We start from the raw sequence: 26,097 nt of genomic DNA, 5'->3' as shown, positions 1-26,097 counted from the left end.
AACCCTATGCAAATCCCCTACGAACTGGCCCTGGGCTGGCGCTACACCCGCGCCGGCCGTGCCACGCGGCGCGATGGCTTCATCTCGTTCATCTCGGGCGTGTCCATGCTGGGCATTGCCCTGGGCGTGGCGGCGCTGATCATCGTGCTCTCGGTGATGAACGGTTTCCAGCGCGAGGTGCGCGACCGCATGCTCAGCGTGGTCTCGCACATCGAGATCCTGGCGCCCCAGGGCGCGCCGCTGCCCGATGTGGTCACCACCCTGGCCGAGGTGAAGCGCAACCCCCACGTGACCGGGGCAGCCCCCTTCGTCTCTGCGCAGGCCCTGCTTTCGCGCGGGCAGGACATGCGCGGCGCCCTCGTGCGTGGCATCGACCCGGCGCTCGAAAGCTCGGTGACCGACCTGGCGGCCGGCAACGAGAAGACGCTCAAGCTCCTTGTGCCCGGCGAGTTCCGTGTGGTGCTGGGCGGCGAGCTGGCCCGTGCCCTGGGCGTGCGCACGGGCGATACCGTGACGCTGATTGCGCCCGCAGGCCAGGTCACGCCGGCCGGCGTGGTGCCGCGCCTCAAGCAGATGACGGTGGCCGGCACCTTCGACTCGGGCCACTACGAATACGACGCGGCCCTGGTGCTGCTGCACCATGAGGATGCCCAGCGCATCTTCCGCCTGGAGGGCCCCACGGGCATCCGCCTGAAGCTCGCCGACGTGCACCAGGCACGCGCCGTCGCCGCCGAGCTGGCCGGCACGGTGAGCGGCGGTCTGGTGGTGCGCGACTGGACGCAGCAGAACCGCACCTGGTTCGCCGCCGTGCAGCTCGAAAAGCGCATGATGTTCATCATCCTCACCCTCATCGTGGCGGTGGCAGCCTTCAACCTGGTCTCCACCCTGGTGATGACGGTGACCGACAAGCGCGCCGACATCGCCATCCTGCGCACCCTGGGCGCTAGCCCCAAGAGCATCATGGGCGTCTTCGTGGTGCAGGGCGCCATGGTGGGCGTGATCGGCACCATCGCCGGCCTGTTGCTGGGCCTGGTGATCGCCTTCCATATCGACGTGATCGTTCCGGCCATCGAGCAGGCGCTCAATGCGAGCTTCCTGCCCAAGGACATCTACCTCATCAGCAAGATGCCCAGCGACCCCCAGGGCTCGGACATCATTCCCATTGCCATCATCTCCCTGGTCCTGGCCTTTGTGGCCACCCTGTACCCCAGCTGGCGCGCCAGCCGTGTGAACCCTGCCGAGGCGCTTCGCTATGAATAAGAACAACACACCCTCCACTGCATCCCCGCCTGTCCGTGGCGAGGTGGTGCTGCAGGCACAGGGCCTGACCAAGCGCTTCACCGAAGGCCGGCTCGACGTGACCGTGCTGCACGGCGTGGACCTGCAGGTGCATGCGGGCGAAACCCTGGCCATCGTCGGCGCCTCGGGCTCGGGCAAGAGCACCTTGCTGCACCTCTTGGGCGGGCTCGACGCGCCCACGGCCGGCAGCGTGCGCCTCAAGGGCCACCAACTGCCGTCGCTGTCGCCCGAGCAACAGGGCCGGCTGCGCAACGAGCACCTGGGCTTCATCTACCAGTTCCACCACCTGCTGCCCGAGTTCACGGCGCTGGACAACGTGGCCATGCCGCTGCGCATCCGCCGCATGCCGCAGCAGCAATGCCATGAGGAGGCTGCGCGCGTGCTGGCTGCGGTCGGCCTCAAGGAGCGCCTGCACCACCGCCCCGCCGAGCTGTCGGGCGGCGAGCGCCAGCGCGTGGCGATTGCCCGGGCCCTGGTCACGCGGCCGGCCTGCGTGCTGGCCGATGAGCCCACCGGCAACCTGGACCGCAATACCGCCGATGGCGTCTTCGCACTCATGCTGCAGCTGGCACGCGAGCAGGGCACAGCCTTCGTGATGGTCACGCACGACGAATCGCTGGCCGCGCGCTGCGATCGCGTGGTGCACCTGGTGCTGGGCAAGCTGGGGTAGGTCCCAGGCAGGGAACCGCTGGTTACCAGCGCAGGGCCTGGCGCGGCCACGGAAGGGTTCGTGTTGGCGCGAACCCGTTTTAAGATGCGCGCAGTGGGCTTCAGGAGATTCTTCCGATGACGGTTCCGGCATCCCTTCCTTCCGATGAAGCGCGCAGGCTGGAAGCCCTGCGCGCCCTCATGGTGCTGGACTCCCCCGCCGAGCCCTTGTTCGATTCCATCGCCCTCATGGCGGCCGATGTCTGCGGCGTGCCGATCGCCCTCATCAGCCTGGTCGATGCCGAGCGCCAGTGGTTCAAGGCCAATGTCGGCCTGCCTGGGGTCAACGAGACCCCGCGCGATGTGGCCTTCTGCGCCCATGCCGTGCTCTCGGACGAACTCATGGAGGTGAGCGACGCCACCCAGGACGCTCGGTTTGCGCGCAACCCCCTGGTCACCGAGGCGCCCGACATCCGCTTCTATGCCGGTGCGCCCCTGGTGGCCGGCGATGGCGGCGACCGCGTGGGCACCCTGTGCGTCATCGATCGCCAGACACGCGCGCTGACGCCGCAGCAGCGGGCCACGCTGCGATCGCTCTCGGCCATGGTGTCCCAGGCCCTGGACATGCGCCGCGACCTGATCGCGCGCGCGTTCTCGGTGCGCCAGAAGTACGAAACGGCCTTGTCCGAAAGCGAGCTGCGCTACCGCACCATGGTGGAAGCACAGACCGAGATGGTGTCGCTGGCCTGGCCGCATGGCGAGGTGTTCTACGTCAACCCGGCCTATGCGCGCCACTTCGGCCTCGCGCCGCGCGACATGGTGGGCAAGGACCTGTTCGCCTACGTCGATGTGGCCGACCGCGAGGTGGTGCGGGCGCGCATTGCCGAGGTCTTTCGCACCGAGGGCACCACCCAGGGCGAGAACCGCATGCTCAGCGCCGACGGCACCGAGCGCTGGATGGCCTGGACCAACAGCTTTCTGCGCGACAGCGAGCACCGGCCCTACCTGCATTCCGTGGGGCGCGACATCACGGCGCAGAAGACGGCCGAGCGTGCGCTGCTGGCCAGCCAACAGTTGCTGGAGCGCACAGGCCGGGTGGCGCGTGTGGGCGGCTGGGAGCTGGACCTGCGCAGCCGCCGGGTCTCCTGGTCGAGCGAGACCCGGCGCATCCACGAGGTGCCGCCGGATTTCACGCCCACGCTGGACACGGCCCTGGACTTCTACCCGCCCGATGCCCAGCGCACCATGGAGGCGGCCGTGCGCCAGGCGATGGCGACCGGGCTGTCCTGGGACCTGGAGGTGCCCTTGGTGACCGCCGCGGGCCAGCGCATCTGGGTGCGCGCCGTCGGCGAGGCCGAGTACGAAGGCAGCGCCGTGGTGCGCCTGTTCGGCGCCTTCCAGGACGTGACGGAGCGCCGGCGCATGGCGCAGCAACTGGCCAGCAGCGAGCGCTTCGTGCGCCTGGTCACCGACGGCCTGCCGATCCGCATCGGCTATGTGGACCGGGAGCTGCGCTTTCGCTTTGCCAACCAGGCCGCGTGCCAGCGCTTTGGCCGCTCGCGCGAGGAAATCATCGGGCGCACGCGCGAGGAACTGCTGGGCGAGCCCGCACCGCCCGAGGTGGCGCAGCGCGTGCAGCAGGTGCTGGCAGGTGTCGCACAGCGCTATGAGGCCGATGAGCTGCGTGATGGGGTCGTGCACCGCATCGAAAGCCAGCTCGTGCCCGATGTCTCCGACGATGGCCAGGTGCGCGGGTTTTTCTCCACCGGCATCGACATCACCCAGCGCGCGGCCGCCGAGCGCGGCCTGCGCGTGCTCACGGCCATCCTGGAGCACACATCCGATTTCGTGGTGCAGACCGACCTCAAGGGGCGGGTCACCTACATGAACCCCGCGGCACGGCGCGCGCTCGGCTTTGCGCCCGATGAGGATGTGGGCGCCCACATGTTCACGGAGTTCAACACTTCCGAGACCAATGCGCTGTACGTGCAGACCATCCTGCCGGTGGTCCGGGCCCAGGGCATGTGGGTGGGGGAGACCACAGTGTATGCCGCCGGGCAGCGCGTGGTGCCCGTGAGCCACATGGTCATTGCGCACCGCGACGGCGAGGGGCGCATCCAGCATTTCTCGGCCATCATGCGCGACATCTCCGAAGCGGCGCAGGCGCGGGCGGCCCTGCTCAAGCAGACGGCTACCCTGCGCTCCATCACCGAGGCGCTGCCCTCGCTGGTCGCGGTGGTGGGGCCGGACGAGCGCTACCAGTTCGTCAACAGCGCCTTCGAGCGCTGGCACCGGGTGCCGCGCGAGCAGATCCTGGGGCGCAACATGGAGGATTTCCTGGGCGCGGCAGAGTACGCGCGCACCCGGCCCATGGTGCAGAAGGTGCTCGGTGGCGAGACCCTCACCTTCGACCAGGGCCATCCCCAGCGCGTGCCGGCCAGCCACGTCACCATCCACTTCATTCCGCTGTGGTCCGAGCCCGGTGCGGTTGATGGCTTCGTCTCCATGGCGCAGGACGTCACGAGCTACCACCAGGAGGCCGGCCGGCTGCTGGACCTGGCGCAGCACGATCCGCTCACGGGCCTGCTCAACCGGGCCGGTCTGCAGGCCTACGTGGGCCAGAAGGACCTGGCGGCCGAAGGGCCGCTGCTGGCCTTGCTCTACATCGACCTGGACCACTTCAAGCCGGTCAACGACGCGCATGGCCATCCCGTCGGGGACCTGCTGCTGCAGGCGTTCGCCCAGCGCCTGCTGGCCCTGGTGCGGCCCAGCGATGCGGTGGCGCGGCTGGGGGGCGACGAGTTCGCCGTGGTGCTGGCCGGTGTGCGCGAGCCGGCCCATGCCGAGGCCGTGGCCGGCAAGATCCTGGAGGCGGCGCACACGCCGTTCGAGATCGGCGATCTGCGGCTGTCGGTGGGTGCCAGTGCCGGCCTGGCGCTGGGCACGGACGCCAGCCGGGGCTGGCCCGACCTCATGGCCCGGGCCGATGAGAAGCTCTACCTGGCCAAGCGCTCGGGCCGGGGCCAGTTCCGGGGCGGGGCGGCCGCGTAGGCGCGCCTCGCCCGGTCTACATCACCCGCCCGTACCACCAGACCGACAGGCCGGCTGCCATCAGGGCCAGCGCTGCGCCGACCAGCGCGAACAGCGCCGAGATCTCGGTCTCCTTCTTCTCCACCGTGAGGCGCGAGCTCAGGGTCTCATAGACTTTCTTGAGGTCGGCCGCCGTCGCGGCGTGGAAGTACTCGGCATTGGTTCGGCTGGCCACGGCCTTCAGGGTCTCTTCGTCCAGGCGCACGCGCATGGACCAGCCCTCGAAGCCGATGGTCTCGCCCTGCAGCGTGCCCACGCCCACGGTGTACACGCGCACGCCACGGTCGGCGGCCCACTTGGCGGCCTCCAGCGGGTCCACGCCCGTGGTGCGCTGCCCGTCGGTCAGCATGATGATGGCGGCCGAGTTGTAGGAGCCCGGCGCCACGGGCGTGAAGGGCTTGGCAGGGTCCTGCTTGTTGAGGTCTTCGAGGGGCTTGGGCTTCATGGCCTGGCGTCCGCCCAGGGCCGAGATGTCGATGCCGGCATCGGGGAACAGGGTGGCCAGCGAGAGCATGATGCCGTTGCCCGTGGCCGTGCCGCGCTGCAGCTGGAAGCTGTCGATGGCCTTGACCAGGTCCTCGCGGCTCTGCGTGGGCAGTTGCGCCAGCTGGGCGCTGCCGGCAAAGGCGACGATGCCCACGCGCACATGGCGCGGCAGTTCGGCGATGAAGGCCTTGGCCGCATCCTGCGCGGCGGTGATGCGGTCGGGCTGCACGTCGGTGGCGCGCATGCTGCCCGAGACGTCCATGGCCAGCATGATGGTCTGGTCCTGCGAGGGCAGGGTGATCACGGCCAGCGGCCGCGCGGCGGCCACGAGCAGGGCGATGAGCGCCAGCAGGAACAGCAGGGGCGGGATGTGCCGGCGCAGGTGCTGGGCCGGGCCCATGGCCTCGCGCACCAGCGCCAGGCTGGAGTAGCTCAGCGCCGTTTTCTTGCGCCGGTGCAGCAGCCACCAGTACAGCAGTATCAGGAGCGGTGCGACCAGCAGCAGCCAGAGCAGGGTGGGCCAGAGAAAGACCATGGTGGCGTGTCCTGTGGTTGTCAGGCGGCGGCCTGCGCGGCCGTCCATTGGAACGAGGGGTGCGTGGCCGGGCGCACGCGGTGCTGGCGCAGGTCCATGAAGCGCAGCAGCGCATCCACCAGGTCGTCGTCGGTGCGCAGCTCCAGCGTATCGGCGCCGGCCTTGGCCAGGCCTTCGCGCAGCACGGCCTCGCGCTGCGCCGCCAGGCGCGCGAAGCGGTGGCGAAAGCCGCTGTCGTGGGTGTCCACCTGCAACTGCTCGCCGCTTTCGGCGTCGCGCAGCGTGACCAGGCCCACATCGGGCAGCTCCAGTTCCAGCGGGTCGAGCAGGCGCACGCTCACCACATCGTGGCGGCGGGCCAGTTGGGCCAGCGGCTTTTCCCAGCCGGGGGCGCTGATGAAGTCCGACACCACGAACACCGTGGAGCGGCGGCGCAAGGTGCCCAGGGCGCCCTGCAGCAGCAGGTGCAGCTCGGTATTGCCCGATTGCAGTTGGGGGGCAGGCTTGAGCAGCTGGTGCACCAGGTGCAGCACATGGGCACGGCTGCTGCGCGGGGGCAGCACGGTGTCCACCGCGCGCGCAGGCGCACCGCCGGCGCCGTAGAGCATGGCGCCCACGCGGTTGCCGTGGCGCGTGAGCAGGCGCGAGAGCACGGCCACGAAGCCGGTCAGGATGTCGCGCTTGGCATTGCCCACGGGCCCGAAATTCACCGAGGGGCTCAGGTCCAGCAGGAACCAGGCCGACATCTCGCGGTCCTCGGTGAACACGCGCACGTGGGGCAGGTTCAGCCGCGCCGTCACGTTCCAATCGATGTGGCGCACGTCGTCGTGGGGCTGGTACTCGCGCAGGTCCGCCAGGTCCAGGCCGGCGCCGCGCATCAGCGTACGGTAGTCGCCCTGCAGCAGCCCGTCGAGCCGGCGGATGACGCTCCACTCCAGCTGCCGCAGCAGGCGGTCGGCCTGGCCGGGCAGGGTGGGGAGCGTACGCGGCGGCGCGGCCCCGGTGGTGTCAGGCGGCTTTTTGCTCATGGTGCAATGGCTTGGCGGGGGCGGGTACCTTGGCCATGATGCGCGCGATCAGCGCGTCGGCATCCAGGCCTTCGGCCAGGGCTTCGTAGGACAGCGACAGGCGGTGGCGCAGCACGTCGGCCGCCAGGTCGGTCATGTCCTCGGGCAGCACATAGCTGCGCCCGCGCAGCATGGCCAGGGCCTGGGCACCCTCGGCCAGGCAGATGGTGGCGCGCGGGCTGGCGCCGCAGGCGATGAAGGGGGCCAGGTCCTTGAGGTCGTGGCGCGCCGGGGCGCGCGTGGCGGCCACCAGCTTCACAGCGTACTGCAGCAGTGAGGGGTCGACATAGACCTCCCGGCACTCGGCCTGCAGCGTGGCCAGCTGGGCCGTGGTGGCTACGGGCAGCACCTGCACGGGCTTGGCCAGCGCGCGCTGGGCGATCACGAACTCCTCTTCCTCGGTCGGGTAGTCGATCAGCACCTTCATCATGAAGCGGTCCACCTGGGCCTCGGGCAGGGCGTAGGTGCCTTCGGTCTCGATGGGGTTCTGCGTGGCCATCACCAGGAAGGGCGAGGGCACCTTGTGCGTCTCGCCGGCAATCGTCACCTGGCGTTCCTGCATCACCTCGAGCAGCGCACTCTGCACCTTGGCCGGGGCGCGGTTGATCTCGTCGGCCAGCAGCAGGTGGGTGAACACCGGGCCCAGCGAGGTGCTGAACTCGCCCGTCTTCTGGTTGTACATGCGTGTGCCCACCAAGTCGGCGGGCACCAGGTCGGGCGTGAACTGGATGCGCTTGAAACTGCCCTGGATGGTGCTGGCCAGCGTCTTCACGGTCAGGGTCTTGGCCAGGCCGGGCACGCCCTCGACCAGCAGGTGGCCCTGGGCCAGCATGGCCACCATCACGCGTTCCAGGAAGCGGTCCTGCCCCACCACGACGCGCTTGACTTCGTAGAGCACCTGCTCCATCAGCGTGGCGGTGGCGGCGTTCGAGGCGGAGGTCAGCGGGGTCGGTTCCATGGGATTCCTTGCGGGACGGTGGACGGTGGGGATTCAGAAGGGCGACATGCCCACGGCCGAGGCCGCGTTCTCGATGGGCACGGCAAAGCCGATGCCGATGAAGGTGCGCGCCGGCGTGGGGTTGAGGATGGCGGTGACGATGCCGATCACCTCGCCGTCCATGGTGACCAGCGGGCCGCCCGAGTTGCCGGGGTTGGCCGCCGCGTCGAACTGGATCAGGTTACCGAGCTCGCGCTTGCCCTCGGGCGAGGTGAACTGGCGCCCCAGGCCCGAGATCACGCCGGCCGAGGCCGAGGGCCCGATGCCGAAGGGAAAACCCACCACGGCGACCTGGTCTCCCGGGCGCAGGTCGTTGGTGGAGCGCAGGGAGGCGGCTTCCAGGTCGTCGGGCACCTTGTGGGCCTGGAGCACGGCCAGGTCGTTCTCGGGCTGCACGCCGGTGATGGTGGCCGTGGTCTGCAGCCCGTCGTGGAAGGTCAGCTGGATGCGGTCGGAGCCCGCCACCACGTGCAGGTTGGTGAGGATCACGCCCTTGTCGACGATCACCACACCCGTGCCCACGCCGCGCTCCACCTCTTCCTTGCCGTTCTTGCTGCGCCCGAAGCCCACCACGCGCACCACCGAGGGGGCGATGGTTTCCACGGCGCGTGCCGCCGCCGAGGGCAGGGTGGTGGTCTCCAGGGTGCGCAACACCGCCTTGTCGATGTCTTCCTGGGTGAGCTTGCGTGGCGTGGCGCGCTGGTTCAGCCACACACTGGCGACCAGCAGGGCGGCCAGCAACAGCAGGGCCGCCCACAGGGCATGGAGGCTGCGGCGCGAAAGGCTGACCGCCTGGGGCCTGGCGGCGGGCTGTTCCGGGGCAGGCGCCGCCTGGGCAACCGGTTCCAACGGCGCGGCGCCGCCCGGGTCCGCGGCCCCGGACGGGCGGCGGGCAGGGCGGGAGCTGCTGTAGACAGTGGGTCTGGGCATCCTGTCACCTTCCGGTACACCTTGGCGCGGTGCATGGTTTCACAGTAGCACGGATCGCGCCCTTGTGCATCCCCCGGGACATCATCGTGCATCATGTTCGCATGAGCTTCTGGATAGACACCCATTGCCACCTCGATGCCCCCGAGCTGGCGCCCGATGTGGATGCCGTGCGCGCGCAGGCGCGTGCAGCCGGCGTGGCGCACTGCGTACTGCCGGCGGTGCAGCGCTCCAACTGGGACGATGTGCGCCGGCTGGCGCACCAACATGGGGACAGCTACGCCCTGGGAATCCACCCCCTGTGCACCGCCACAGCGGCCGACGAGGACCTGGCGCATCTGGCCCAGGCCCTGGCGCAGCACCGCGACGACCCGCGCCTGGTCGCCGTGGGCGAAATCGGCCTCGACTACTTCGTGCCGGGGCTCGACCCGGACCGGCAGGCGCATTTCTACCGCGAGCAGCTCAAGCTGGCACGGCGCTTCGGGCTGCCGGTGCTCCTGCACGTGCGCCGCTCGGCCGACAAGCTGCTCAAGGGCCTGCGCGAGGTCCCGGGCCTGTCGGGCATCGCCCATGCCTTCAATGGCAGCGCGCAGCAGGCCCAGGCCTTCGTGGACCTGGGCTTCAAGCTGGGGTTCGGCGGAGCGGTCACCTATGACCGTGCCCTGCAGCTGCGCCGCCTGGCCACCGAGTTGCCGCTTGGCTGCCTGGTGATGGAGACCGACTCTCCGGACATCCCGCCGCACTGGCTCTACACCACCGCCGCCGAGCGCGAGGCGGGCCGGCCCCAGGGGCGCAACACCCCGGGCGAGCTGCCGCGCATCGGCGAGGTGGTGGCCGGGCTGCGCGGCATGCCGGTGCAGGCACTGGCCGAGGCCTCCAGCGCCAATGCGCTGGCGGCCCTGCCGCGCCTGGCGCCCCTTCTGGGGGTTCCGCAGGGGCCGTCACCCTCTTTTACCGATTCTTGACCGTCGCTCTCGGTTTTTAGCTATATATTTGATAGTGATAAGCCGGGTGCCCCGGCCCTGGACCATTGCTGCATGCCCGCCATCGCCATCGCCATCGCCACCGCCCCGCCACTGGACGACCCTGCCCCCCGGCTGGTCGGACTGCCGGCCGTGGTTTCCGCCCGCACCGTCGTGCTGGTGCTGGGCAGCTTCCCCGGAGCGGCCTCGCTGCGCTCGCAGCAGTACTATGGCCACCCGCAGAACCACTTCTGGCGCATCCTGCAGGCCCTCTGGCCGCAGCACCCCCTACCCGGGCCCGCCAGCTATGCCGAGCGCTGCGAATGGCTGCTGGCGCGCGGCCTGGGCCTGTGGGACGTGTATGCCAGCTGCGAGCGTGAGGGCAGCCTGGACGCCGACATCCGCCATGCCGTGGTGAATGATTTTGCTGCGCTGCGCGCCGTGGCGCCGCGCCTGGCCGCCATCGCCCACAATGGGGGTGAAAGCTTCAAGCACGCGGCACGCACCGCCGCCCTGGGCGTGCCGGTGCACAAACTGCCTTCCACCAGCCCGGCCAATGCCTCGTGGAGCTTCGAGCGCAAACTGAACGCGTGGGCCGAACTGATGGCCCGCTACCGATTGACCTGAATGACCCGCAAGAAGACCAGCACCGCCGAACTGCCCGAAGTCAGCGTCTCCGACGATGGCGAAGTGCGCCACCTGCACCTGGGCACGCCCTGGATCCAGGGCTCCATGCGCGTGGATGAACCCTTTGCGCTGGAGCTCGAATATGTGCAGCGCATGATGGCCTGGCTGCTCTTCGTCGAGCCGGCCTCCGTGGGCAAGCGCCACGCCATGCAATTGGGCCTGGGGGCGGGCGCCATCACCAAGTTCTGCCACAAGAAGCTGCGCCTGTGCGCCACGGCCATCGAACTCAACCCGCAGGTGGTGGCCGTGTGCCGCCAGTGGTTCAAGCTGCCGCCCGACGGCCCCAAGCTGCGCGTGGTGCTGGCCGATGCGGCCAAGGAGATCCAGAACCCCATGTGGCTGGGCACCGTCGATGCGCTCGCCGTGGACCTGTACGACCACGACGCGGCCGCGCCCGTGCTCGACAGCCCCGACTTCTACGCCGACTGCCGGGCCCTGCTGTCCGAGGACGGCAGCATGACCGTGAACCTGTTCGGCCGCTCCTCCAGCTACGAAAAGAGCCTCCAAAGCATGGCCAGCGCCTTTGGCGAAGACGCGCTGTGGGCCTTCAAGCCCACGCGCGAAGGCAACACCGTGGTGCTGGCCCAGCGCACCCCGACGCGCCCCAAGCGCGCCGAGCTGCTGGCCCGTGCCGAAGCCATCCAGGCCCGCTGGGACCTGCCGGCCCCCAAATGGCTGCGGGTGTTCAAGCCTGTCGCCTGAATCACCCCGCCCCGTTTTCATCCTGCCCGTCCACCTTCTTTGATAGGCTGCAGTCATGAGCACCACCCTCACGCCCCCCGTTCCCACCGCCAAGGCGGCCATCAAACCGGTCAACCACATCGGCCCCGTGGACTGGCGCCGCATGGTCGAGTGGCTGAGCGCCGACGGCGTGATCTCCCATGAGGAGGCGCAGCGCACCATTGCCCGCTGCTCGCAGGCCGAAAGTTCGCAGCCGGCGCTGGTCCGGCTGGCCGCAGTGGCCATGACGCGCGCCTCCGATGGCAAGCCGCTGGACATCGAGCTGCTCACCGAGTACCTGGCGCAGCGCGCCGGCCTGCCGTACATGCGCATCGACCCGCTCAGGGTCGACGTGGGCCGGGTGGCCGACACCATGAGCGCCACCTATGCCGAGCGCCACAAGGTGCTGCCGGTGCAGGTGACGGCCAAGGAGGTGGTGGTGGCCACGGCCGAGCCCTTCGTCGACGACTGGGTGGCCGAGGTCGAGCGCCAGGCGCGCCGCACGGTGCGCCGCGTGGTGGCCAACCCGCAGGACATCCACCGCTTCACGGCCGAGTTCTTCGCCCTGGCCAAATCCGTGCGCGCAGCGCAGAAGGCCGGGGGCGCATCGGGCGGCAGCAGCTTCGAGCAGTTGGTCGAGCTGGGGCGCAGCAACAAGCAGCTCGACGCCAACGACCAGGGCGTGGTCAAGGTGGTGGACTGGCTCTGGCAATACGCCTTCGACCAGCGCGCGAGCGACATCCACCTGGAGCCGCGGCGCGAGCAGGGCGTGATCCGCTTTCGCATCGACGGCGTGCTGCACCCGGTCTACCAGATGCCCATGGGCGTGCACAACGCCATGATCTCGCGCATCAAGCTGCTGGGCCGCATCGACGTGGTGGAAAAGCGCCGCCCGCAGGACGGCCGCATCAAGACCCGCAACCAGCGCGGCGACGAGGTGGAAATGCGCCTGTCCACGCTGCCCACGGCCTTCGGCGAGAAGATGGTGATGCGGATCTTCGACCCCGACAACACCGTCAAGGACCTCGATGCCCTGGGGTTTGCGCAGCACGACGCCACGCGCTGGGAGTCGTTGGTCAAGCGCCCGCACGGCATCATCCTGGTGACCGGGCCCACGGGCTCGGGCAAGACCACCACGCTCTACTCCACGCTCAAGCGCGTGGCCACGGAAGAGGTCAACGTGAGCACGGTGGAGGACCCGATCGAAATGATCGAGCCGAGCTTCAACCAGACCCAGGTGCAGCCGCAGCTCGACTTCAATTTTGCCGAGGGCCTGCGCGCGCTGATGCGCCAGGACCCGGACATCATCATGGTCGGCGAAATCCGCGACCTGGAGACGGCCGAGATGGCCATCCAGGCCGCGCTCACGGGCCACCTGGTGTTCTCCACGCTGCACACCAACGATGCGCCCTCGGCCATCACCCGCATGATGGAACTGGGCGTACCCTCCTACCTGATCAATGCCACGCTGCTCGGGGTGCTCGCGCAGCGCCTGGTGCGTACCTTCTGCAAGCAGTGCAAGCAAAAGGACGAGTCGGCCGACCGCGAAGCGCTCAGTGCCTTCATCAAGCCCTGGAAGCTCAGCGGCGGCTACCAGCCCTACAAGGCCGTGGGCTGCGTGGACTGCCGCATGACCGGCTTCCAGGGGCGCATGGGGTTGTACGAACTGCTCACGGTGAGCGAGGCCCTCAAGGACAAGGTCACCACGGCGCCGTCGATGGAAGCGCTGCGCCGCCAGGCCATTGCCGACGGCATGCGGCCCCTGCGCCTGGCCGGCGCCCTGCGCGTGGCCGAGGGCATCACCACCATCGAGGAGGTGATGTCTGCAACGCCTCCTATGGACTGATTTGCAGGCCCCGTACATAGGGAAAACGCGCAGTCCCGAGTGTTACCGGGTGTAGGTGGAATCCACATCCAGCGGGGCCTTGGCTGCCCCCACAATCGCACGGTCGTGAAATCCGCATAGGAGACATATCGTGCAAATCAAAAGTCAGAAAGACTTTTTCTCTGGCCTCATGTTCATGGGTGTCGGTGTCGCGTTCGCGTGGGGAGCCACCACCTACAACGTCGGCAACGGTGCCCGCATGGGTCCTGGCTACTTCCCGCTGCTGCTGGGCATTCTGCTGGCCATCATCGGTGCCGTGATCACCTTCAAGGCCACCACCGTCGAGACGGTGGACGGTGACAAGATCGGCAAGTGGGCCTGGAAGCCGCTGTTCTTCATCCTCGCTGCCAACTTCGCCTTCGGCATCCTGCTGGGCGGCCTGCCCAGCCTGGGGATTCCGGCCATGGGTCTGATCGTCGGCATCTACGCGCTGACCTTCATCTCCAGCCTGGCCGGCAACGAGTTCAAGGCACGCGATGTGTTCGTGCTCGCCACCGTGCTCGCGGTCGGCAGCTACGTGGCATTCGTCTGGGCGCTGAAGCTGCAGTTCCCGGTGTGGCCCAGTTTCATTTCCGGTTAAGCCAGGAGCATCCACACCATGGAATTGATCAACAACCTGTCGCTGGGCTTCGGCGTAGCGTTCACGTTCCAGAACCTCATCTACTGTTTCATCGGCTGCCTCTTGGGTACGCTGATCGGCGTGTTGCCTGGCATCGGCCCCGTGGCCACCATCGCCATGCTGCTGCCTGCCACCTACGCCCTGCCCCCCGTGGCGGCGCTGATCATGCTGGCCGGTATCTACTACGGCGCACAGTACGGTGGCTCCACCACCGCCATCCTGGTCAACCTGCCGGGTGAATCGTCCTCGGTGGTGACCGTGATCGACGGCTACCAGATGGCGCGCAAGGGCCGAGCGGGGCCGGCGCTTGCGGCGGCCGGGCTGGGTTCGTTCTTCGCCGGTTGCGTGGGCACGCTGATCCTGGCGGCCTTCGCGCCTCCGCTGACCGAAGTGGCCTTCAAGTTCGGCCCTGCCGAATACTTCTCGCTGATGGTGCTGGGCCTGATCGGTGCCGTGGTGCTGGCCTCGGGCTCGCTGCTCAAGGCCGTGGGCATGATCGTGCTGGGTCTGCTCATGGGTCTGGTGGGTACCGACGTGAACTCGGGCGTGGCCCGCTTCAGCTTCGACATCCCTGAACTGACCGATGGCATCGGCTTCGTGACCATCGCCATGGGTGTGTTCGGTTACGGCGAAATCATTGCCAACCTCTCGCGCCCCGACGACGAGCGCGAAGTGTTCACTGCCAAGGTCGAGGGCCTGTTCCCCACCAAGGAAGACTTCAAGCGCATGATCCCCGCCGTGCTGCGCGGTACGGCCCTGGGTGCTGCCCTCGGTATCCTGCCGGGTGGCGGTGCGCTGCTGGCGGCCTTCGCTGCCTACACGATCGAGAAGAAGACCAAGCTCAAGCCCGGCGAAGTGCCGTTCGGCCAGGGCAACATCCGCGGCGTGGCGTCGCCCGAGTCGGCCAACAACGCCGGTTCGCAGACCTCGTTCATCCCGCTGCTGACGCTGGGTATTCCTCCCAACGCCGTGATGGCGCTGATGGTCGGTGCCATGACCATCCACAACATCCAGCCTGGTCCCCAGGTGATGACGAGCAACCCCGAGCTGTTTTGGGGCCTGATCGCCTCGATGTGGATCGGCAATGCGATGCTGGTGATCCTGAACCTGCCGCTGATCGGCATCTGGATCAAGCTGCTCACCGTGCCTTACCGCTGGCTGTACCCCTCCATCGTGCTGTTCTGCGCGGTCGGTGTGTACTCGACCAACAACAACACCTTCGACATCTGGATGGTGGGTGCCTTCGGTCTGGTGGGCTACATCTTCCACAAGCTGGGCACCGAACCTGCGCCCCTGCTGCTGGGCTTCATCCTGGGCCCGATGATGGAAGAGAACCTGCGCCGAGCCCTGCTGCTGTCGCGCGGCGACTGGAGCGTGTTCGTCACGCGTCCGCTGTCGGCCGGCCTGCTGGCTGCCGCCGCCCTGCTGCTGATCATCGTGCTGCTCCCTGCGGTGAAGAGCAAGCGTGAAGAGGCCTTCGTCGAGGACTGATCCCTCGGCGGTCCCTGACCTCCCCGCAACGGCGCCTTCGGGCGCCGTTGTTTTTTGGCGAGTCCGCGGTGTGGGCTTGGCAGGGGCGCAGTACACAATGGCATGACCGCTTCTTGATCCAGCGCATGCCCACACCCACCAGCTTCCAGCAGCACCCGCACCGGGCCCTGCTGCACAACGAGATCCATGCCCGCCCGCCCGAGGCCATGGCGGCACCGCTGGCCATCGCCCACATCGTGATGCTGGCCGATGCAGCGGGGCGTGAGGCCAGCCGGGCCCATGTGGCCGCGTTGCTGCGCAACCACCACCTGGCCCTGCCCGATGCCCATACCACCCACCTGCGCATGGACCTGGGAGCGTTTCGCATGCGCTGGGAACTGCACACGGAGTTCGTCACCTGGACCTTCATGGTGCCGGCGCAGGTAGACGCCTTTGGCGACCGCGACCCCGTGGGTGCCACCGAGACCGTGCCCCAGGAGTGGCTGGCAGCCCTGCCCGGCCAGTGCCTGTGCAGCCTGAACCTCTGGGTGCTGCCCACACACACCTTTGGTTCGGGCTCGCTGGTCAAGCATGTGCTGCACGAGGACACGCTGGTCGCCTCCACCGTGGCCGATGGCCATGGCGAGGTGTACACCGACTTTGCGATCCATGCCGACGGCTTCTCGCGCATGGTGCTGCTGGCCGGGGGCATGACGCCACGGCGCCTGGGCCGGCTGGTGCAGCGCCTGCTGGAGATCGAGACCTACCGCATGGCGGCGCTGCTGGGCCTGCCCGCGGCACGCGAAGCTGCCAGCGTGCTGGCCTTTGCCGAGCGCGAGCTGGCTGAACTGGCCGATGCCATCCGCACGGCCAACCGCGATTCCGAACCCGTGCTGCTCGACCGGTTGACGCGGCTGGCCGGGCAGGTGGAAAGCCAGTATGCGGCCACGCATTCGCGCTTTTCGGCCAGCAGCGCCTACTTCGAACTGCTGGACCGGCGCATACAGGACGTGGCCGAATCGCGCCTGGCGGGCATGCAGACCATCCGCGAGTTCATGGACCGGCGCCTGACCCCGGCCCGCAGCACCTGCGAGTGGGCGGCCCGGCGCCAGGATGCGCTGTCGCAGCGCGTCTCGCGCATGAGCAACCTGCTGCGCACGCGCGTGGAGATCGAGCAGCAGCAAAGCAGCCAGGCGCTGCTGGCCACCATGAACCACCGCCAGGACCTGCAGCTCAAGATGCAGTCCACGGTGGAGGGCCTCTCGGTGGCGGCCATCACCTACTACATCGTGGGCCTGGTGAGCTACCTGGCCAAGGGCGCGCAGAAGATCGGCTGGCCCCTGTCGGCCGAGACCACGGCGGCCCTGGCGATTCCGCTGGTGGCCGTGGGCGTGTGGTGGTCGCTGCGCCGGCTGCACCACACGATCTTTCGCAAGCACTGACCGCGGAGCGCGCGCGCGGCCATCGCCGATGGCGGTGGCCCACGCACGCAGGACCGATGGCGCGGGTTATTGCTCCCGTGCCACACTGGCGGGCTGCCCGGGGGCGTCTGCAGACCGCAGGGGTCCGACCGTCGGCGCGAGAGAAGCCTTTGTCGAACCCCCAGCCACCATCGGCCGCCAAGGCCGGCAGCCAACACCTCGCCTCGGGCTTCCTGCTCGCCCTGTTCGGTTCCATCGCCTTCAGCGGCAAGGCCATCATCGTCAAGCTGGCCTACCGCTACGGCGTCGATGCGGTCACGCTCATCATGTACCGCATGCTGTTTGCGCTGCCCATCTTCGCCGCCATGGGCTGGTGGGCCAGTCGGGGCAAGCCGCCGCTGTCGCGCAAGGACTGGCTGGGCATCGTGGGACTGGGCATCACGGGCTACTACCTGGCGAGCTTTCTCGATTTCGCCGGCCTGGCCTACATCAGTGCCAGCCTGGAGCGCCTGATCCTCTACCTCAACCCCACGCTGGTGATGATGCTTGGCTGGGTGCTCTACCGGCGCGGCATCCGCTGGGGCCAGGCCCTGGGCATGCTGGTGAGCTACAGCGGCGTGGTGCTGGTCTTCGGCCACGAGGCCAACCTGCAGGGCAGCAATGTGGCCCTGGGGGCGCTGCTGGTGTTCCTGAGCGCGGTGAGCTACGCCATCTACCTGGTTTATAGCGGCGAGATGGTGCAGCGCATCGGCGCCTTGCGCCTGGTGGGCCTGGCCACCACCGTGGCCTGCCTGTGCTGCCTGCTGCAGTTCGTGGTGCTCAGGCCGCTTTCGGCGGCCATCGTCGCGCCCGAAGTGGTCTGGCTGTCGGTGCTCAACGCCACACTGTGCACGGCCGTGCCGGTGCTCATGGTGATGATGGCGATCGAGCGCATCGGCGCGGGCATGGCGGCACAGATCGGCATGGTGGGGCCCCTGTCCACCATCCTCATGGGGATCTGGATCCTCGGGGAGCCCTTCACGGTCTGGGTGGCGTGCGGCACGGCCCTGGTGGTCGCGGGCATCTTTGTCTTCACCCGCCCCGCCCGCAGGGTGGTGGCCTGAACGGCCCTGGGGCAGGGCAGTGCCCCGCCGTGGGCAGGGCTGCCCAAGTCCACTTATGATTTGGCGCAGGGGGAGTGCGGTGTGCGCTTCCCGATGAATCACGGAGTTGGACATGGATCTGGGTATTGCAGGCAAGTGGGCGTTGGTGTGTGGTGCGAGCAAGGGCTTGGGCTTTGGCTGTGCCCAGGCGCTGGTGAACGAAGGCGTCCACGTCGTCATCAATGCCCGCAATGCCGACGTGCTGGCCCAGGCCGCGTCGCGCCTGCAGGCACAGGGTGCCGCCGGCAAGGTGCAGGTCTTGGCGGTGGCGGCCGACATCACCACCCCCGAGGGGCGCGCTGCCGTGTTCTCGGCGGCCGGTGGCCCCGGGCACGCCTTTGACATCGTGGTCACGAATGCGGGCGGGCCCCCTCCCGGCGATTTCCGCAACTGGGACCGCGACGCCTGGATCAAGGCGGTGGATGCCAACATGCTCACCCCCATCGAGCTCATCAAGGCCACGGTGGACGGCATGGCAGAGCGCGGCTTCGGCCGCATCGTCAACATCACCTCCAGTGCGGTGAAGGCGCCGATCGACATCCTGGGCCTGTCCAACGGCGCGCGCAGCGGGCTCACGGGCTTTGTCGCCGGTGTCGCGCGCAGCAAGCTCGCGGCCGGTGGCGTGACCATCAACAACCTGCTGCCGGGCAAGTTCGATACCGACCGGCTGGCCGGCACCATCGGTTCGGGGGCGGCCAAGGCCGGCGTCAGCGTGGAAGAGTTCCGCCGGGCGCAGCAGGCCCAGATCCCGGCCGGCCGCTATGGTACGGCCGAGGAATTCGGCGCCATCTGCGCCTTTCTGTGCAGCATGCAGGCAGCCTACATGACCGGCCAGAATGTGCTGGCGGACGGGGGCGCGTACCAGGGAACGTTCTGAGCGGTAGGGGCCTGGGCTGCCCGCATCGGCACTGTCCGCGCGGGTAGGTACACGCCCTCGGCTGCGGCATGCAGGGCCTTGATATCCCTCAAGGTCGCTGGAATGAAGGGCGTCCAGGGGGCTGCAGGGGGCTTTTCTGCGTGTTTTCCCGGTTTGGGGTGGGGGGTGCCAAGGCACAATGGGCTGATGGCCCTGCCAGGGTCCGTTGTGTTTTGCGCACATTTTTCCCATACTTTGGGAATCTAGGACGAACAATGAGGCTGGAGATACCATCGCCATGAACCTGTCCCGTGTCCTGACGAACCGATTCGCCGCGCTGGCCCTGCTGGGACTCGGCCTGTGGGCGTGCGGCAGCGGTGCGGCCTGGGCCCATGCCGCGGGGGTCGGGCCGGGCGCCAAGGCCGCCGTGCCCTACAAGCTGCGCATCGTGGGAGGGCTGGCCGGTATCAACCAGTACACACGGCAGGAAGAGCCTTTCTGGAGCAAGGAACTGGCACGCCTGAGTGGCGGCAAGTTCGACGCCGAGATCGTGCCCTTCGACCGCGCCGGCGTGCCCGGGGGCGAAATGCTGCGCCTGCTGCAGCTCGGGGTGGTGCCCTTTGGCACCACGCTCATGAGCTCCTTCTCCGCCCAGTACCCGGAGTACACCGCGCCCGACCTGGCGGGCCTGAACCCCGACATCGCCACGCTCAAGACCACGGTCGCGGCTTTTCGCCCCTACCTGGAGAAAGCGCTGCGCGACCAGCATGGGGTGGAGGCCCTGGCCATCTATGTCTACCCGGCCCAGGTGGTCTTCTGCAAGAAGCCCTTGCGCAACCTGGCCGACCTGTCGGGCCGGCGCATCCGCGTCTCCTCGTCCAGTCAGGCCGATTTCGTCGGGGCGCTGGGCGGCGTTCCCGTCCTCACCGGCTTTGCGCAGATCGTGACCAGCCTGTCTGCCGGCAACACCGAGTGCGCGATCACCGGCACCATGTCGGGCAACACGCTGGGCCTGCACACCATGACCTCCCACCTGCACGCGCTGCCGGTGAATTGGGGCCTGGCGGTGTTTGCCGCCAACCAGGCAGCCTGGGAGGCCTTGCCCCCGGATCTGCGCGCCTTGCTGCGCCGCGAGCTGCCGCGGCTGGAGGCTGCCATCTGGGAGGAGGCCGAGCGCGAGACGGCCGATGGCATGGCCTGCAACCGCGGAGCGGCCAACTGCACCGGGGGGCGCAAGGGCAACATGGTCGTCGTGCCCGTGTCGGAGCAGGACGAGAAGAGCCGCCGCGAGATCCTGGCCTCCACGGTGCTGCCGCGCTGGGTGCAGCGCTGCGGCCCGCGTTGCGCGGACATCTGGAACCGAACCATCGGGCCCGTGCGCGGCCTGGCCGCGGCGCCTGGCAAATGAACCCATCCTCGCCAGCGCGCATCAAGATCTACGTCTCGGGGGCGGTTGCCTTCTTCCTCGCGTCGGTGGCCCTGGTGGCCGCCACGCTGGTCTGGAATGCACGCCAGGTGGCACTGGCCGACAGCGCCACGCAGGCCACGCGTTTCGTGGCGGGAGCCGAGGCGGCGCTCAACCGTTCGCTGCTCTCGGTGGATGTGCTGCTGGCCAGCATGGATGAGTTATTGGGCCTGTCGACCGCCATGGTCGACTGGATCGACTCCGACAGTGCCAGCCAGCGCCTGCGCAGCTCGGCGCGCCAGAACCTCATGGTGCGCTATGTGGCCCTGGTGGATGCCCAGAGCAAGGTGATCGCATCCTCGGACGCAGCGGGCAGCCGGCTGGCGCTGGACCTGCCGGCGGGCTTCCTCGACGAGGTGCTGAACCAGCCGGTTTCCACCCTCATGGTCAGCCAGCCCGTGGTGAGTTTCGCCAGCGCCGAGAAGGTTCTGTACTTTGCGCGCCATCTCAAGATGGCCGACAGCTCGCGTGTGGTGGCGCTGGCCGAATTGCCTGTGACCTCGCTCAGCTCGGTGCTGGTGCAGGGGGTGGACATCAGCGGCCTGCAGGTCACGCTGGAGCGCGCGGGTGGGCAGATGCTGCTGAGCGTGCCCGGCCGTGAGGACGCCGTCACCCACACCCTGTCGCCGCCGCTCGACACCCTGGACGACAGCGGGCCGCACTGGCGCGCCCCGGCGCGCCTGAGCGGCGAGGTCGCGCTGGTGGTGTACCGTCCCATCCTGTACCAGGACCTGCGCATCTCGGCCAGCATCCCACAGCGCGACGCCCTGGCTTCCTGGCGCACCGAGCGCAATGCCGTGGCCCTCACCGCGCTGGCCTTCCTGGCCATGATCCTGGCAGCGGGCGGGTTTGCCCTGCGCTATATCGACCGCATGACGCAGGCCCGCCTGGCCATTGCCCAGAGCAAGGCCACGCTGGACCAGGCGCTCGAATCCATGGTCAGCGGCTTCGTGCTGCTCGACGGCATGCAGCGCGTGGTGCAGTGGAACCGGCGCTTCGAGGAGATCTTCCCCTGGCTCCAGCCCATGCTGGCGCCCCAGGTGTCGTTCCGCAAGGTGCTCGAAGAAAAGGCCCGGCACCATTTGCCGCATGCCTCCGATGCGGAGCGTGCCTTGTGGATAGAGCACCGCCTGGCGCTGCAGGCACAGCCCCAGGGGCCGCACGAACAATCGCTGCCCGATGGCCGCGTGATCCAGATCACCGAGCGGATGACGCCCGAGTCGGGGCTGGTCATCACCTACCACGACGTGACCGCGCTGCGCCAGGCCAGTGCCGAGATCGAGAGCCTGGCCTTCTTCGACCCCCTGACCAACCTGCCCAACCGGCGCTTGCTGATGGACCGCATGCAGCAGGCCACGGCCGCCAGCGTGCGCAGCGGCCAGCATGGCGCGCTGCTGTTCCTGGACCTGGACCATTTCAAGACCCTCAATGACACCCTGGGCCACGAGGTCGGCGACATGCTGCTGCGCCAGGTGGCGCAGCGCCTGAAGACCTGCGTGCGGCGCGAGGACACGGTGGCCCGCCTGGGCGGGGACGAGTTCGTGGTGATGCTCAGCGACCTGTCGGAGCACAGCAGCGAGGCGGCCGCCTATGCCCGCCGGGTGGGCCAGAAGATCCTGCGCAAGCTCAACCAGCCCTACACGCTGGGCACCCACACCTACCACAGCACCCCGAGCATCGGAGCCACGCTGATGGGCGGCGCCATGCAGCCTTCGGTGGACCTGCTCAAGCAGGCCGACATCGCCATGTACCAGGTCAAGTCGCAGGGCCGCAATGCGCTGTGCTTCTTCGATCCGCAGATGCAGATCGCGATCAGCCAGCGTGCCCAGCTGGAGAGCGACCTGCAGCTGGCCCTCACGGGGCGCCAGTTTGTGCTGCACTACCAGCCCCAGTTCCACCTCGACGGCCGCATGGTCGGGGCCGAGGCGCTGATCCGCTGGCGCCATCCCGAGCGTGGACTGCTCACCCCGGGCCACTTCATCGGCGTGGCCGAGGAGAGCGAGCTCATCGTGCCCATGGGCCACTGGGTGCTGCGCACCGCCTGCGAGCAACTGGCCGCGTGGCAGGGCGATGCGCGCTACCGGCATGTGCAGTTGTCGGTCAACGTCAGCGCGCGCCAGTTCCGCCAGCGCGATTTCGTGGCCCGGGTGGTGGAGGTGCTGCGCGAAACCGGGGCCCGGCCCCACCTGCTCAAGCTCGAGCTCACCGAGTCCCTGGTGCTCGACAATGTGGACGACACCATCGCCAAGATGGGCCTGCTCAAGACCAAGGGGGTGCGCTTCTCGGTGGACGATTTCGGTACCGGCTATTCCTCGCTGGCCTACCTCACCCGGCTACCGCTGGACCAGCTCAAGATCGACCAGTCCTTCGTGCGCAACCTGGGCGTCAAGCACACCGACGACGTGATCGTGCAGACCATCATCGGCATGGCGCGCAACCTGGAGCTCGATGTGATCGCCGAGGGCGTGGAGACCCAGGCGCAAAAGGACTTCCTGGCCCTGCACGGCTGCCAGTTCTTCCAGGGCTACCTCATGGGTCGTCCCGTGCCTGTGGCCGATCTGGAAAGTCTGCTCGGCGCTGGCAGCACCGCGCTCACCGCTTGAGGGCCGGATTCTCAAGGGGCTTCATCGAAGCTTCTTCTCGCGGATGTAGCGCGCCAGGCCGCAGTAACCGTCCTTGAAAAGGATGTCGCTCTCCACCTTGGCGGGCAGCAGCTTTTCCTTGAGTTCGGCAGCCGCCTGGTTGCCTTGCGAGCGGCGCACGAAGCCTATGGCTTCCTCGAATTTGGAGACCTCGGTGCGGCAGGCGTCCTGCGCCTGCCTGGCGGCGGGGGACTCGCTCGCCAGCTGGGCCCGCGCGGCGCTGCAGGCCAGCAGGACTGTGGCGAGGGCCAGGGAGGTCAGGGCTTGAAGGGAGGTGGGCTGCATGGCATTGGAAGAAGAAGGGGGAGCTTTCGGCTATAGCAAGAAGCATGCATAACATGGGTGTCAGGGCCGTGGCGCCGCGGCAAACTCCTAAAATGCGGGCAGGAGTGAAGTCAATGAGCATCAAAAGCGACAAATGGATCCGCCGCATGGCGGCTGAGCACGGCATGATCGAGCCCTTCGAGCCCGGCCAGGTGCGCGAGGCCGAAGGCCGCAAGATCATCAGCTACGGCACCAGCAGCTACGGCTACGACATCCGCTGTGCGCCCGAATTCAAGGTGTTCACCAACATCCACAGCACGGTGGTGGACCCCAAGCACTTCGACGAGAAGAGTTTCGTCGATTTCCACGGCGACAGCTGCATCATCCCGCCCAACAGCTTTGCGCTGGCGCGCACGGTCGAGTACTTCCGCATCCCGCGCAATGTGCTCACCATCTGCCTGGGCAAGAGCACCTATGCGCGCTGCGGCATCATCGTCAACGTCACGCCCTTCGAGCCCGAGTGGGAGGGCTATGTGACGCTGGAGTTCTCCAACACCACGCCGCTGCCCGCGCGCATCTACGCAGGCGAGGGCTGTGCGCAGGTGCTGTTCTTCGAAAGCGATCCAGACGACGTCTGCGAAGTCTCCTACAAGGACCGTGGCGGCAAGTACCAGGGCCAGGTGGGCGTGACCCTGCCCAAGGCCTGAGCCAGGGAACCAAAGGCCTGTTGGAGCTGTCCTACAAAGGCAATGCACTTCGGCTGAAGTGCAAGTGTTGGTAAGTTTTCTAGCATGGATGCATGCCTGCGGATACCCCGCAGGTCCCGTGTGAAGGAGTCCAACATGGTCCCCGTTGTTGAACCGTCCGCACCCCGCACCACGGCGGGTGCCGACCTGCCCCTCGTGGCCGACGCCCACGCCGGCGAGGCCGAGATCCATTACTGGCCCTGCGAGGTGCTCGATGCCTTCATCCTGCACATGGCCAAGCGCGGCCACTGCGTGAACACGGCCATGATGCTCGGCGACCCGGCCTATGCACGAGAGCAGCTGGCGATCGCGCGCTTGCACCACGACAGCGAGCTCGCCGGGCTGGCGGACCGGCTGGGCGACTATTTCAGCGCCGGCCCGGTCTCGGGCTCCACACACACCCTGTTGCGCCCCTGGCCCTTGGCCTCGTAGAGCGCCGCATCGCTGCGGCGCAGCATCTCGTGCACGCTGTCCTGCTGCGCGCGCAGGCTGGAGATGCCGGCGCTCACCGTGATCCGCCCCACCAGCGGGTCCTCGTGCGCCGCCATGCTCTCCACGATGGATTGGGCAATGGCGCGCGCGCCTTCAAGGTCGGTGTCGGGCAGCACCACTGCAAACTCTTCCCCGCCCAGCCGGGCGATCACGTCGGATGCACGCAGGCGCTGCTGCAGTGTCTGCGCCATGCGGCGCAGCACCTCGTCGCCCGCCTCGTGCCCAAAGCTGTCGTTCACGCGCTTGAAATGGTCCACGTCCACGGAGATCAGGCTCAGCGGCCGGCCGCTGCGGCGTGCCAGGGCCAGCGCAAACTCCATGCGGCTGTCGAAGCCCCGGCGGTTGAGCAGGCCGGTGAGGGCATCGGTTCGGGCCTGCAGGTCCAGGGCGCGGTTGGCGGCCTCCAGCTCCAGGGTGCGCAGGCGCACCTTGTCCTCCATGGCTTCATGGGCTGCGATGAGGCGCTCGGTCATGCTGCTCAGCGCCGAAGACAGCTGGTGCACGTCGCGGTTGTGGGTGACGAGCGGAATCGTGGCCCCCGGCTTGCCCGATTCCACGCGGCTCGCGGCATCGGCCAGGACGTAGAGGTCCTCGCTCAGGCGGCGGGCTGCGATCCAGGCCAGGGCTGCCGCCAGCACGGCGGCCAGCAGGCCGATCGCCAGGGCCAGGCGCACCGCGCGGTCGGCGTCCGCGAACGCTACCTCCACCCGCTCGCGCGCCACGATGTGCCAGCCCAGGTCGCTGGGGGCGTTGCGGGCCTCCATGCGCACGCTGGCGGTGAGGTAGTCCTTGCCATCGGCCCACGCCACCACGGCGGCAGGCGGCGTGCCCGATTCCCGCGTGGCGACGGTCAGCGGCACGGGCAGGCGCTGGCCGCCGGCCTCGAGCTGGCTGCGGTACTCGGGTGGCGAGAAGATCAGCTTGCCCGTGCGGTCGAAGACGAACAGGTCCACCGAGGCGCCCTGGATGCCGATGAGGGCCAGGCTTTCCAGCACCTCGCGCGTCCATTCCCAGCTGCCATGCATGCCCAGCACGCCCACGGTCGTCTGCCCGCTGCGGATGGGGGCGGCAAAGTCCACGAAGCGGTAGGGCTCGCCCGAGGCATTGGGCGGCAGCAGCTTCTCCAGCAGCTTGGCCGGGTGCACATCGCCCACGTGCAACTGGGCCAGCCCGGCAACGAACCAGGGGCGCTCGCGCACGCTCTCGCCTTCCAGCAGGCCCTTGGTCGCAGCCCGTACCACGCCCTGGGCGTCGGCAACGCCGATCCACAGACTGTGCGGGTCAATGGCCTGGCTGCGCGCCAGCAACTGGCGCACCTCGGCCGAGTCCAGGCCACGCTCCCAGATGCCTGGCGCATCGGCCAGCACCTGGGTCACGCGGCTGCGCTCGAACAGGCCCTGGGCCAGTTGCCGGCTGGCGTTGTCGGCCACGGTGTGCAGGGCCTGGCTGGCGTCGCGCTGCACGCGCAGCTTGAGGAGCTCGCCAAAGCCGAGCGACATCGTCGCCGCCAGGGCGATCACCAGCACTGCGAACACCACGGAGATCTGGGTGCGCAGGCTCTGGCCGCGGAACCGGGTGGGGTGGGTCATGGTGGTGGGCAGCTTCCTGCCGGGAAATGTTCGCCCGCGCTGGTGGAGCCGTCAAGCCCGTGTTTGCGCCCCGCGCGCCGGCAGGGGC

At 68.4% G+C, this 26,097-nt stretch carries 22 protein-coding genes; 16 read left to right on the top strand and 6 right to left on the bottom strand.

The genetic code is table 11. The features are described 5' to 3' along the window. Window positions 1-6 precede the first annotated feature (6 nt). From AC3WOH_RS22595 to AC3WOH_RS22585, 3 genes are all read left to right on the top strand, one after another. On the top strand, window positions 7-1,260 hold the full coding sequence (locus tag AC3WOH_RS22595; protein ID WP_492231567.1) for a lipoprotein-releasing ABC transporter permease subunit: 1,254 nt from the start codon (window positions 7-9) through the stop codon (window positions 1,258-1,260). Then, entirely contained in the window at window positions 1,253-1,969 is a 717-nt protein-coding gene (lolD, locus tag AC3WOH_RS22590; RefSeq protein WP_492231566.1) for a lipoprotein-releasing ABC transporter ATP-binding protein LolD, read from the top strand. Before AC3WOH_RS22595 ends, lolD begins: the two co-directional genes overlap by 8 nt. Window positions 1,970-2,085: 116 nt before the next feature. After that, entirely contained in the window at window positions 2,086-4,998 is a 2,913-nt protein-coding gene (locus tag AC3WOH_RS22585; RefSeq protein ID WP_492231565.1) for a sensor domain-containing diguanylate cyclase, read from the top strand. A gap of 16 nt (window positions 4,999-5,014) precedes the next feature. Here the strand turns inward: AC3WOH_RS22585 and AC3WOH_RS22580 are convergent, their stop codons facing one another. The 4 genes from AC3WOH_RS22580 to AC3WOH_RS22565 are packed head-to-tail and all read right to left on the bottom strand — an operon-like array spanning window position 5,015 to window position 9,052. Further along, window positions 5,015-6,058, bottom strand: a complete 1,044-nt coding sequence (locus AC3WOH_RS22580) for a VWA domain-containing protein (protein WP_492231564.1) — start codon at window positions 6,056-6,058, stop codon at window positions 5,015-5,017. A gap of 20 nt (window positions 6,059-6,078) precedes the next feature. Beyond that, on the bottom strand, window positions 6,079-7,086 hold the full coding sequence (locus AC3WOH_RS22575; protein ID WP_492231563.1) for a DUF58 domain-containing protein: 1,008 nt from the start codon (window positions 7,084-7,086) through the stop codon (window positions 6,079-6,081). Next, on the bottom strand, window positions 7,067-8,083 hold the full coding sequence (locus AC3WOH_RS22570) for an AAA family ATPase (protein WP_492231562.1): 1,017 nt from the start codon (window positions 8,081-8,083) through the stop codon (window positions 7,067-7,069). Before AC3WOH_RS22570 ends, AC3WOH_RS22575 begins: the two co-directional genes overlap by 20 nt. 33 nt (window positions 8,084-8,116) lie before the next feature. Beyond that, complete coding sequence (locus AC3WOH_RS22565) at window positions 8,117-9,052, bottom strand: S1C family serine protease (RefSeq protein ID WP_492231561.1); 936 nt, start codon at window positions 9,050-9,052, stop codon at window positions 8,117-8,119. 101 nt (window positions 9,053-9,153) lie between these two features. Between AC3WOH_RS22565 and AC3WOH_RS22560 the strand changes: the two genes are divergently transcribed. The 11 genes from AC3WOH_RS22560 (at window position 9,154) to AC3WOH_RS22510 (ending at window position 22,879) form a co-directional block, all read left to right on the top strand. Continuing rightward, complete coding sequence (locus AC3WOH_RS22560) at window positions 9,154-10,014, top strand: TatD family hydrolase (protein ID WP_492231560.1); 861 nt, start codon at window positions 9,154-9,156, stop codon at window positions 10,012-10,014. A 72-nt stretch (window positions 10,015-10,086) separates the two neighbouring features. Further along, window positions 10,087-10,638, top strand: a complete 552-nt coding sequence (locus tag AC3WOH_RS22555; RefSeq protein ID WP_492231559.1) for a DNA-deoxyinosine glycosylase — start codon at window positions 10,087-10,089, stop codon at window positions 10,636-10,638. Beyond that, a complete protein-coding gene (locus AC3WOH_RS22550; protein ID WP_492231558.1) occupies window positions 10,639-11,400 on the top strand; it encodes a class I SAM-dependent methyltransferase in 762 nt (253 codons plus the stop codon). 55 nt (window positions 11,401-11,455) lie between these two features. Further along, the gene (gene tfpB, locus AC3WOH_RS22545) at window positions 11,456-13,264 is read left to right on the top strand and encodes a type IV pilus assembly ATPase TfpB (RefSeq protein ID WP_492231557.1); all 1,809 of its coding nucleotides are present in this window, start codon (window positions 11,456-11,458) and stop codon (window positions 13,262-13,264) included. Window positions 13,265-13,394: 130 nt separating this feature from the next. After that, on the top strand, window positions 13,395-13,883 hold the full coding sequence (locus AC3WOH_RS22540; protein ID WP_145695535.1) for a tripartite tricarboxylate transporter TctB family protein: 489 nt from the start codon (window positions 13,395-13,397) through the stop codon (window positions 13,881-13,883). A gap of 18 nt (window positions 13,884-13,901) precedes the next feature. Then, window positions 13,902-15,413: a tripartite tricarboxylate transporter permease gene (locus AC3WOH_RS22535; RefSeq protein ID WP_492231556.1), complete on the top strand. Its 1,512-nt coding sequence runs from the start codon at window positions 13,902-13,904 to the stop codon at window positions 15,411-15,413. Between the two features lie 125 nt (window positions 15,414-15,538). Continuing rightward, a complete protein-coding gene (locus AC3WOH_RS22530) occupies window positions 15,539-16,834 on the top strand; it encodes a DUF3422 family protein (protein WP_492231555.1) in 1,296 nt (431 codons plus the stop codon). A gap of 149 nt (window positions 16,835-16,983) precedes the next feature. Continuing rightward, window positions 16,984-17,916 carry a DMT family transporter gene (locus tag AC3WOH_RS22525; RefSeq protein WP_492231554.1) on the top strand — a complete coding sequence of 311 codons (933 nt, stop codon included), beginning with the start codon at window positions 16,984-16,986 and terminating at the stop codon, window positions 17,914-17,916. Between the two features lie 112 nt (window positions 17,917-18,028). Further along, entirely contained in the window at window positions 18,029-18,832 is an 804-nt protein-coding gene (locus AC3WOH_RS22520) for an SDR family oxidoreductase (RefSeq protein ID WP_492231553.1), read from the top strand. Between the two features lie 277 nt (window positions 18,833-19,109). Beyond that, window positions 19,110-20,219 (top strand): TRAP transporter substrate-binding protein, encoded by a 1,110-nt coding sequence (locus AC3WOH_RS22515; protein ID WP_492231552.1) that lies wholly within the window; start codon window positions 19,110-19,112, stop codon window positions 20,217-20,219. Next, window positions 20,216-22,879 (top strand): bifunctional diguanylate cyclase/phosphodiesterase, encoded by a 2,664-nt coding sequence (locus AC3WOH_RS22510; RefSeq protein ID WP_492231551.1) that lies wholly within the window; start codon window positions 20,216-20,218, stop codon window positions 22,877-22,879. Before AC3WOH_RS22515 ends, AC3WOH_RS22510 begins: the two co-directional genes overlap by 4 nt. Before the next feature lie 21 nt (window positions 22,880-22,900). Here the strand turns inward: AC3WOH_RS22510 and AC3WOH_RS22505 are convergent, their stop codons facing one another. Further along, the gene (locus tag AC3WOH_RS22505; RefSeq protein WP_492231550.1) at window positions 22,901-23,203 is read right to left on the bottom strand and encodes a hypothetical protein; all 303 of its coding nucleotides are present in this window, start codon (window positions 23,201-23,203) and stop codon (window positions 22,901-22,903) included. A 113-nt stretch (window positions 23,204-23,316) separates the two neighbouring features. Here AC3WOH_RS22505 and dcd point away from each other — a divergent pair, with 113 nt between their 5' ends. Both dcd and AC3WOH_RS22495 read left to right on the top strand, forming a co-directional pair. Then, window positions 23,317-23,889 (top strand): dCTP deaminase, encoded by a 573-nt coding sequence (dcd, locus tag AC3WOH_RS22500; RefSeq protein ID WP_492231549.1) that lies wholly within the window; start codon window positions 23,317-23,319, stop codon window positions 23,887-23,889. Window positions 23,890-24,024: 135 nt separating this feature from the next. Continuing rightward, entirely contained in the window at window positions 24,025-24,360 is a 336-nt protein-coding gene (locus AC3WOH_RS22495; protein WP_492231548.1) for a hypothetical protein, read from the top strand. On the opposite strand, the gene AC3WOH_RS22490 is transcribed toward AC3WOH_RS22495, so the two are convergent. Continuing rightward, on the bottom strand, window positions 24,291-26,009 hold the full coding sequence (locus tag AC3WOH_RS22490; protein ID WP_492231547.1) for a sensor domain-containing diguanylate cyclase: 1,719 nt from the start codon (window positions 26,007-26,009) through the stop codon (window positions 24,291-24,293). The two genes, AC3WOH_RS22495 and AC3WOH_RS22490, sit on opposite strands and share 70 nt — an antisense overlap. Window positions 26,010-26,097 lie beyond the last annotated feature (88 nt).

Source organism: Acidovorax sp. FW305-C-20-28, assembly GCF_058783375.1.
This window is presented reverse-complemented; position numbering and strand designations above follow the sequence as displayed.

What these genes read in the sequence shown, in the direction of transcription:
- AC3WOH_RS22595 (WP_492231567.1), top strand. Translation starts at nt 7, where the DNA reads ATGCAAATCCCCTACGAACTGGCCCTGGGCTGGCGCTACACCCGCGCC.
- lolD (WP_492231566.1), top strand. Translation starts at nt 1,253, where the DNA reads ATGAATAAGAACAACACACCCTCCACTGCATCCCCGCCTGTCCGTGGC.
- AC3WOH_RS22585 (WP_492231565.1), top strand. Translation starts at nt 2,086, where the DNA reads ATGACGGTTCCGGCATCCCTTCCTTCCGATGAAGCGCGCAGGCTGGAA.
- AC3WOH_RS22580 (WP_492231564.1), bottom strand. Translation starts at nt 6,058, where the DNA reads ATGGTCTTTCTCTGGCCCACCCTGCTCTGGCTGCTGCTGGTCGCACCG.
- AC3WOH_RS22575 (WP_492231563.1), bottom strand. Translation starts at nt 7,086, where the DNA reads ATGAGCAAAAAGCCGCCTGACACCACCGGGGCCGCGCCGCCGCGTACG.
- AC3WOH_RS22570 (WP_492231562.1), bottom strand. Translation starts at nt 8,083, where the DNA reads ATGGAACCGACCCCGCTGACCTCCGCCTCGAACGCCGCCACCGCCACG.
- AC3WOH_RS22565 (WP_492231561.1), bottom strand. Translation starts at nt 9,052, where the DNA reads ATGCCCAGACCCACTGTCTACAGCAGCTCCCGCCCTGCCCGCCGCCCG.
- AC3WOH_RS22560 (WP_492231560.1), top strand. Translation starts at nt 9,154, where the DNA reads ATGAGCTTCTGGATAGACACCCATTGCCACCTCGATGCCCCCGAGCTG.
- AC3WOH_RS22555 (WP_492231559.1), top strand. Translation starts at nt 10,087, where the DNA reads ATGCCCGCCATCGCCATCGCCATCGCCACCGCCCCGCCACTGGACGAC.
- AC3WOH_RS22550 (WP_492231558.1), top strand. Translation starts at nt 10,639, where the DNA reads ATGACCCGCAAGAAGACCAGCACCGCCGAACTGCCCGAAGTCAGCGTC.
- tfpB (WP_492231557.1), top strand. Translation starts at nt 11,456, where the DNA reads ATGAGCACCACCCTCACGCCCCCCGTTCCCACCGCCAAGGCGGCCATC.
- AC3WOH_RS22535 (WP_492231556.1), top strand. Translation starts at nt 13,902, where the DNA reads ATGGAATTGATCAACAACCTGTCGCTGGGCTTCGGCGTAGCGTTCACG.
- AC3WOH_RS22530 (WP_492231555.1), top strand. Translation starts at nt 15,539, where the DNA reads ATGCCCACACCCACCAGCTTCCAGCAGCACCCGCACCGGGCCCTGCTG.
- AC3WOH_RS22520 (WP_492231553.1), top strand. Translation starts at nt 18,029, where the DNA reads ATGGATCTGGGTATTGCAGGCAAGTGGGCGTTGGTGTGTGGTGCGAGC.
- AC3WOH_RS22515 (WP_492231552.1), top strand. Translation starts at nt 19,110, where the DNA reads ATGAACCTGTCCCGTGTCCTGACGAACCGATTCGCCGCGCTGGCCCTG.
- AC3WOH_RS22510 (WP_492231551.1), top strand. Translation starts at nt 20,216, where the DNA reads ATGAACCCATCCTCGCCAGCGCGCATCAAGATCTACGTCTCGGGGGCG.
- AC3WOH_RS22505 (WP_492231550.1), bottom strand. Translation starts at nt 23,203, where the DNA reads ATGCAGCCCACCTCCCTTCAAGCCCTGACCTCCCTGGCCCTCGCCACA.
- dcd (WP_492231549.1), top strand. Translation starts at nt 23,317, where the DNA reads ATGAGCATCAAAAGCGACAAATGGATCCGCCGCATGGCGGCTGAGCAC.
- AC3WOH_RS22495 (WP_492231548.1), top strand. Translation starts at nt 24,025, where the DNA reads ATGGTCCCCGTTGTTGAACCGTCCGCACCCCGCACCACGGCGGGTGCC.
- AC3WOH_RS22490 (WP_492231547.1), bottom strand. Translation starts at nt 26,009, where the DNA reads ATGACCCACCCCACCCGGTTCCGCGGCCAGAGCCTGCGCACCCAGATC.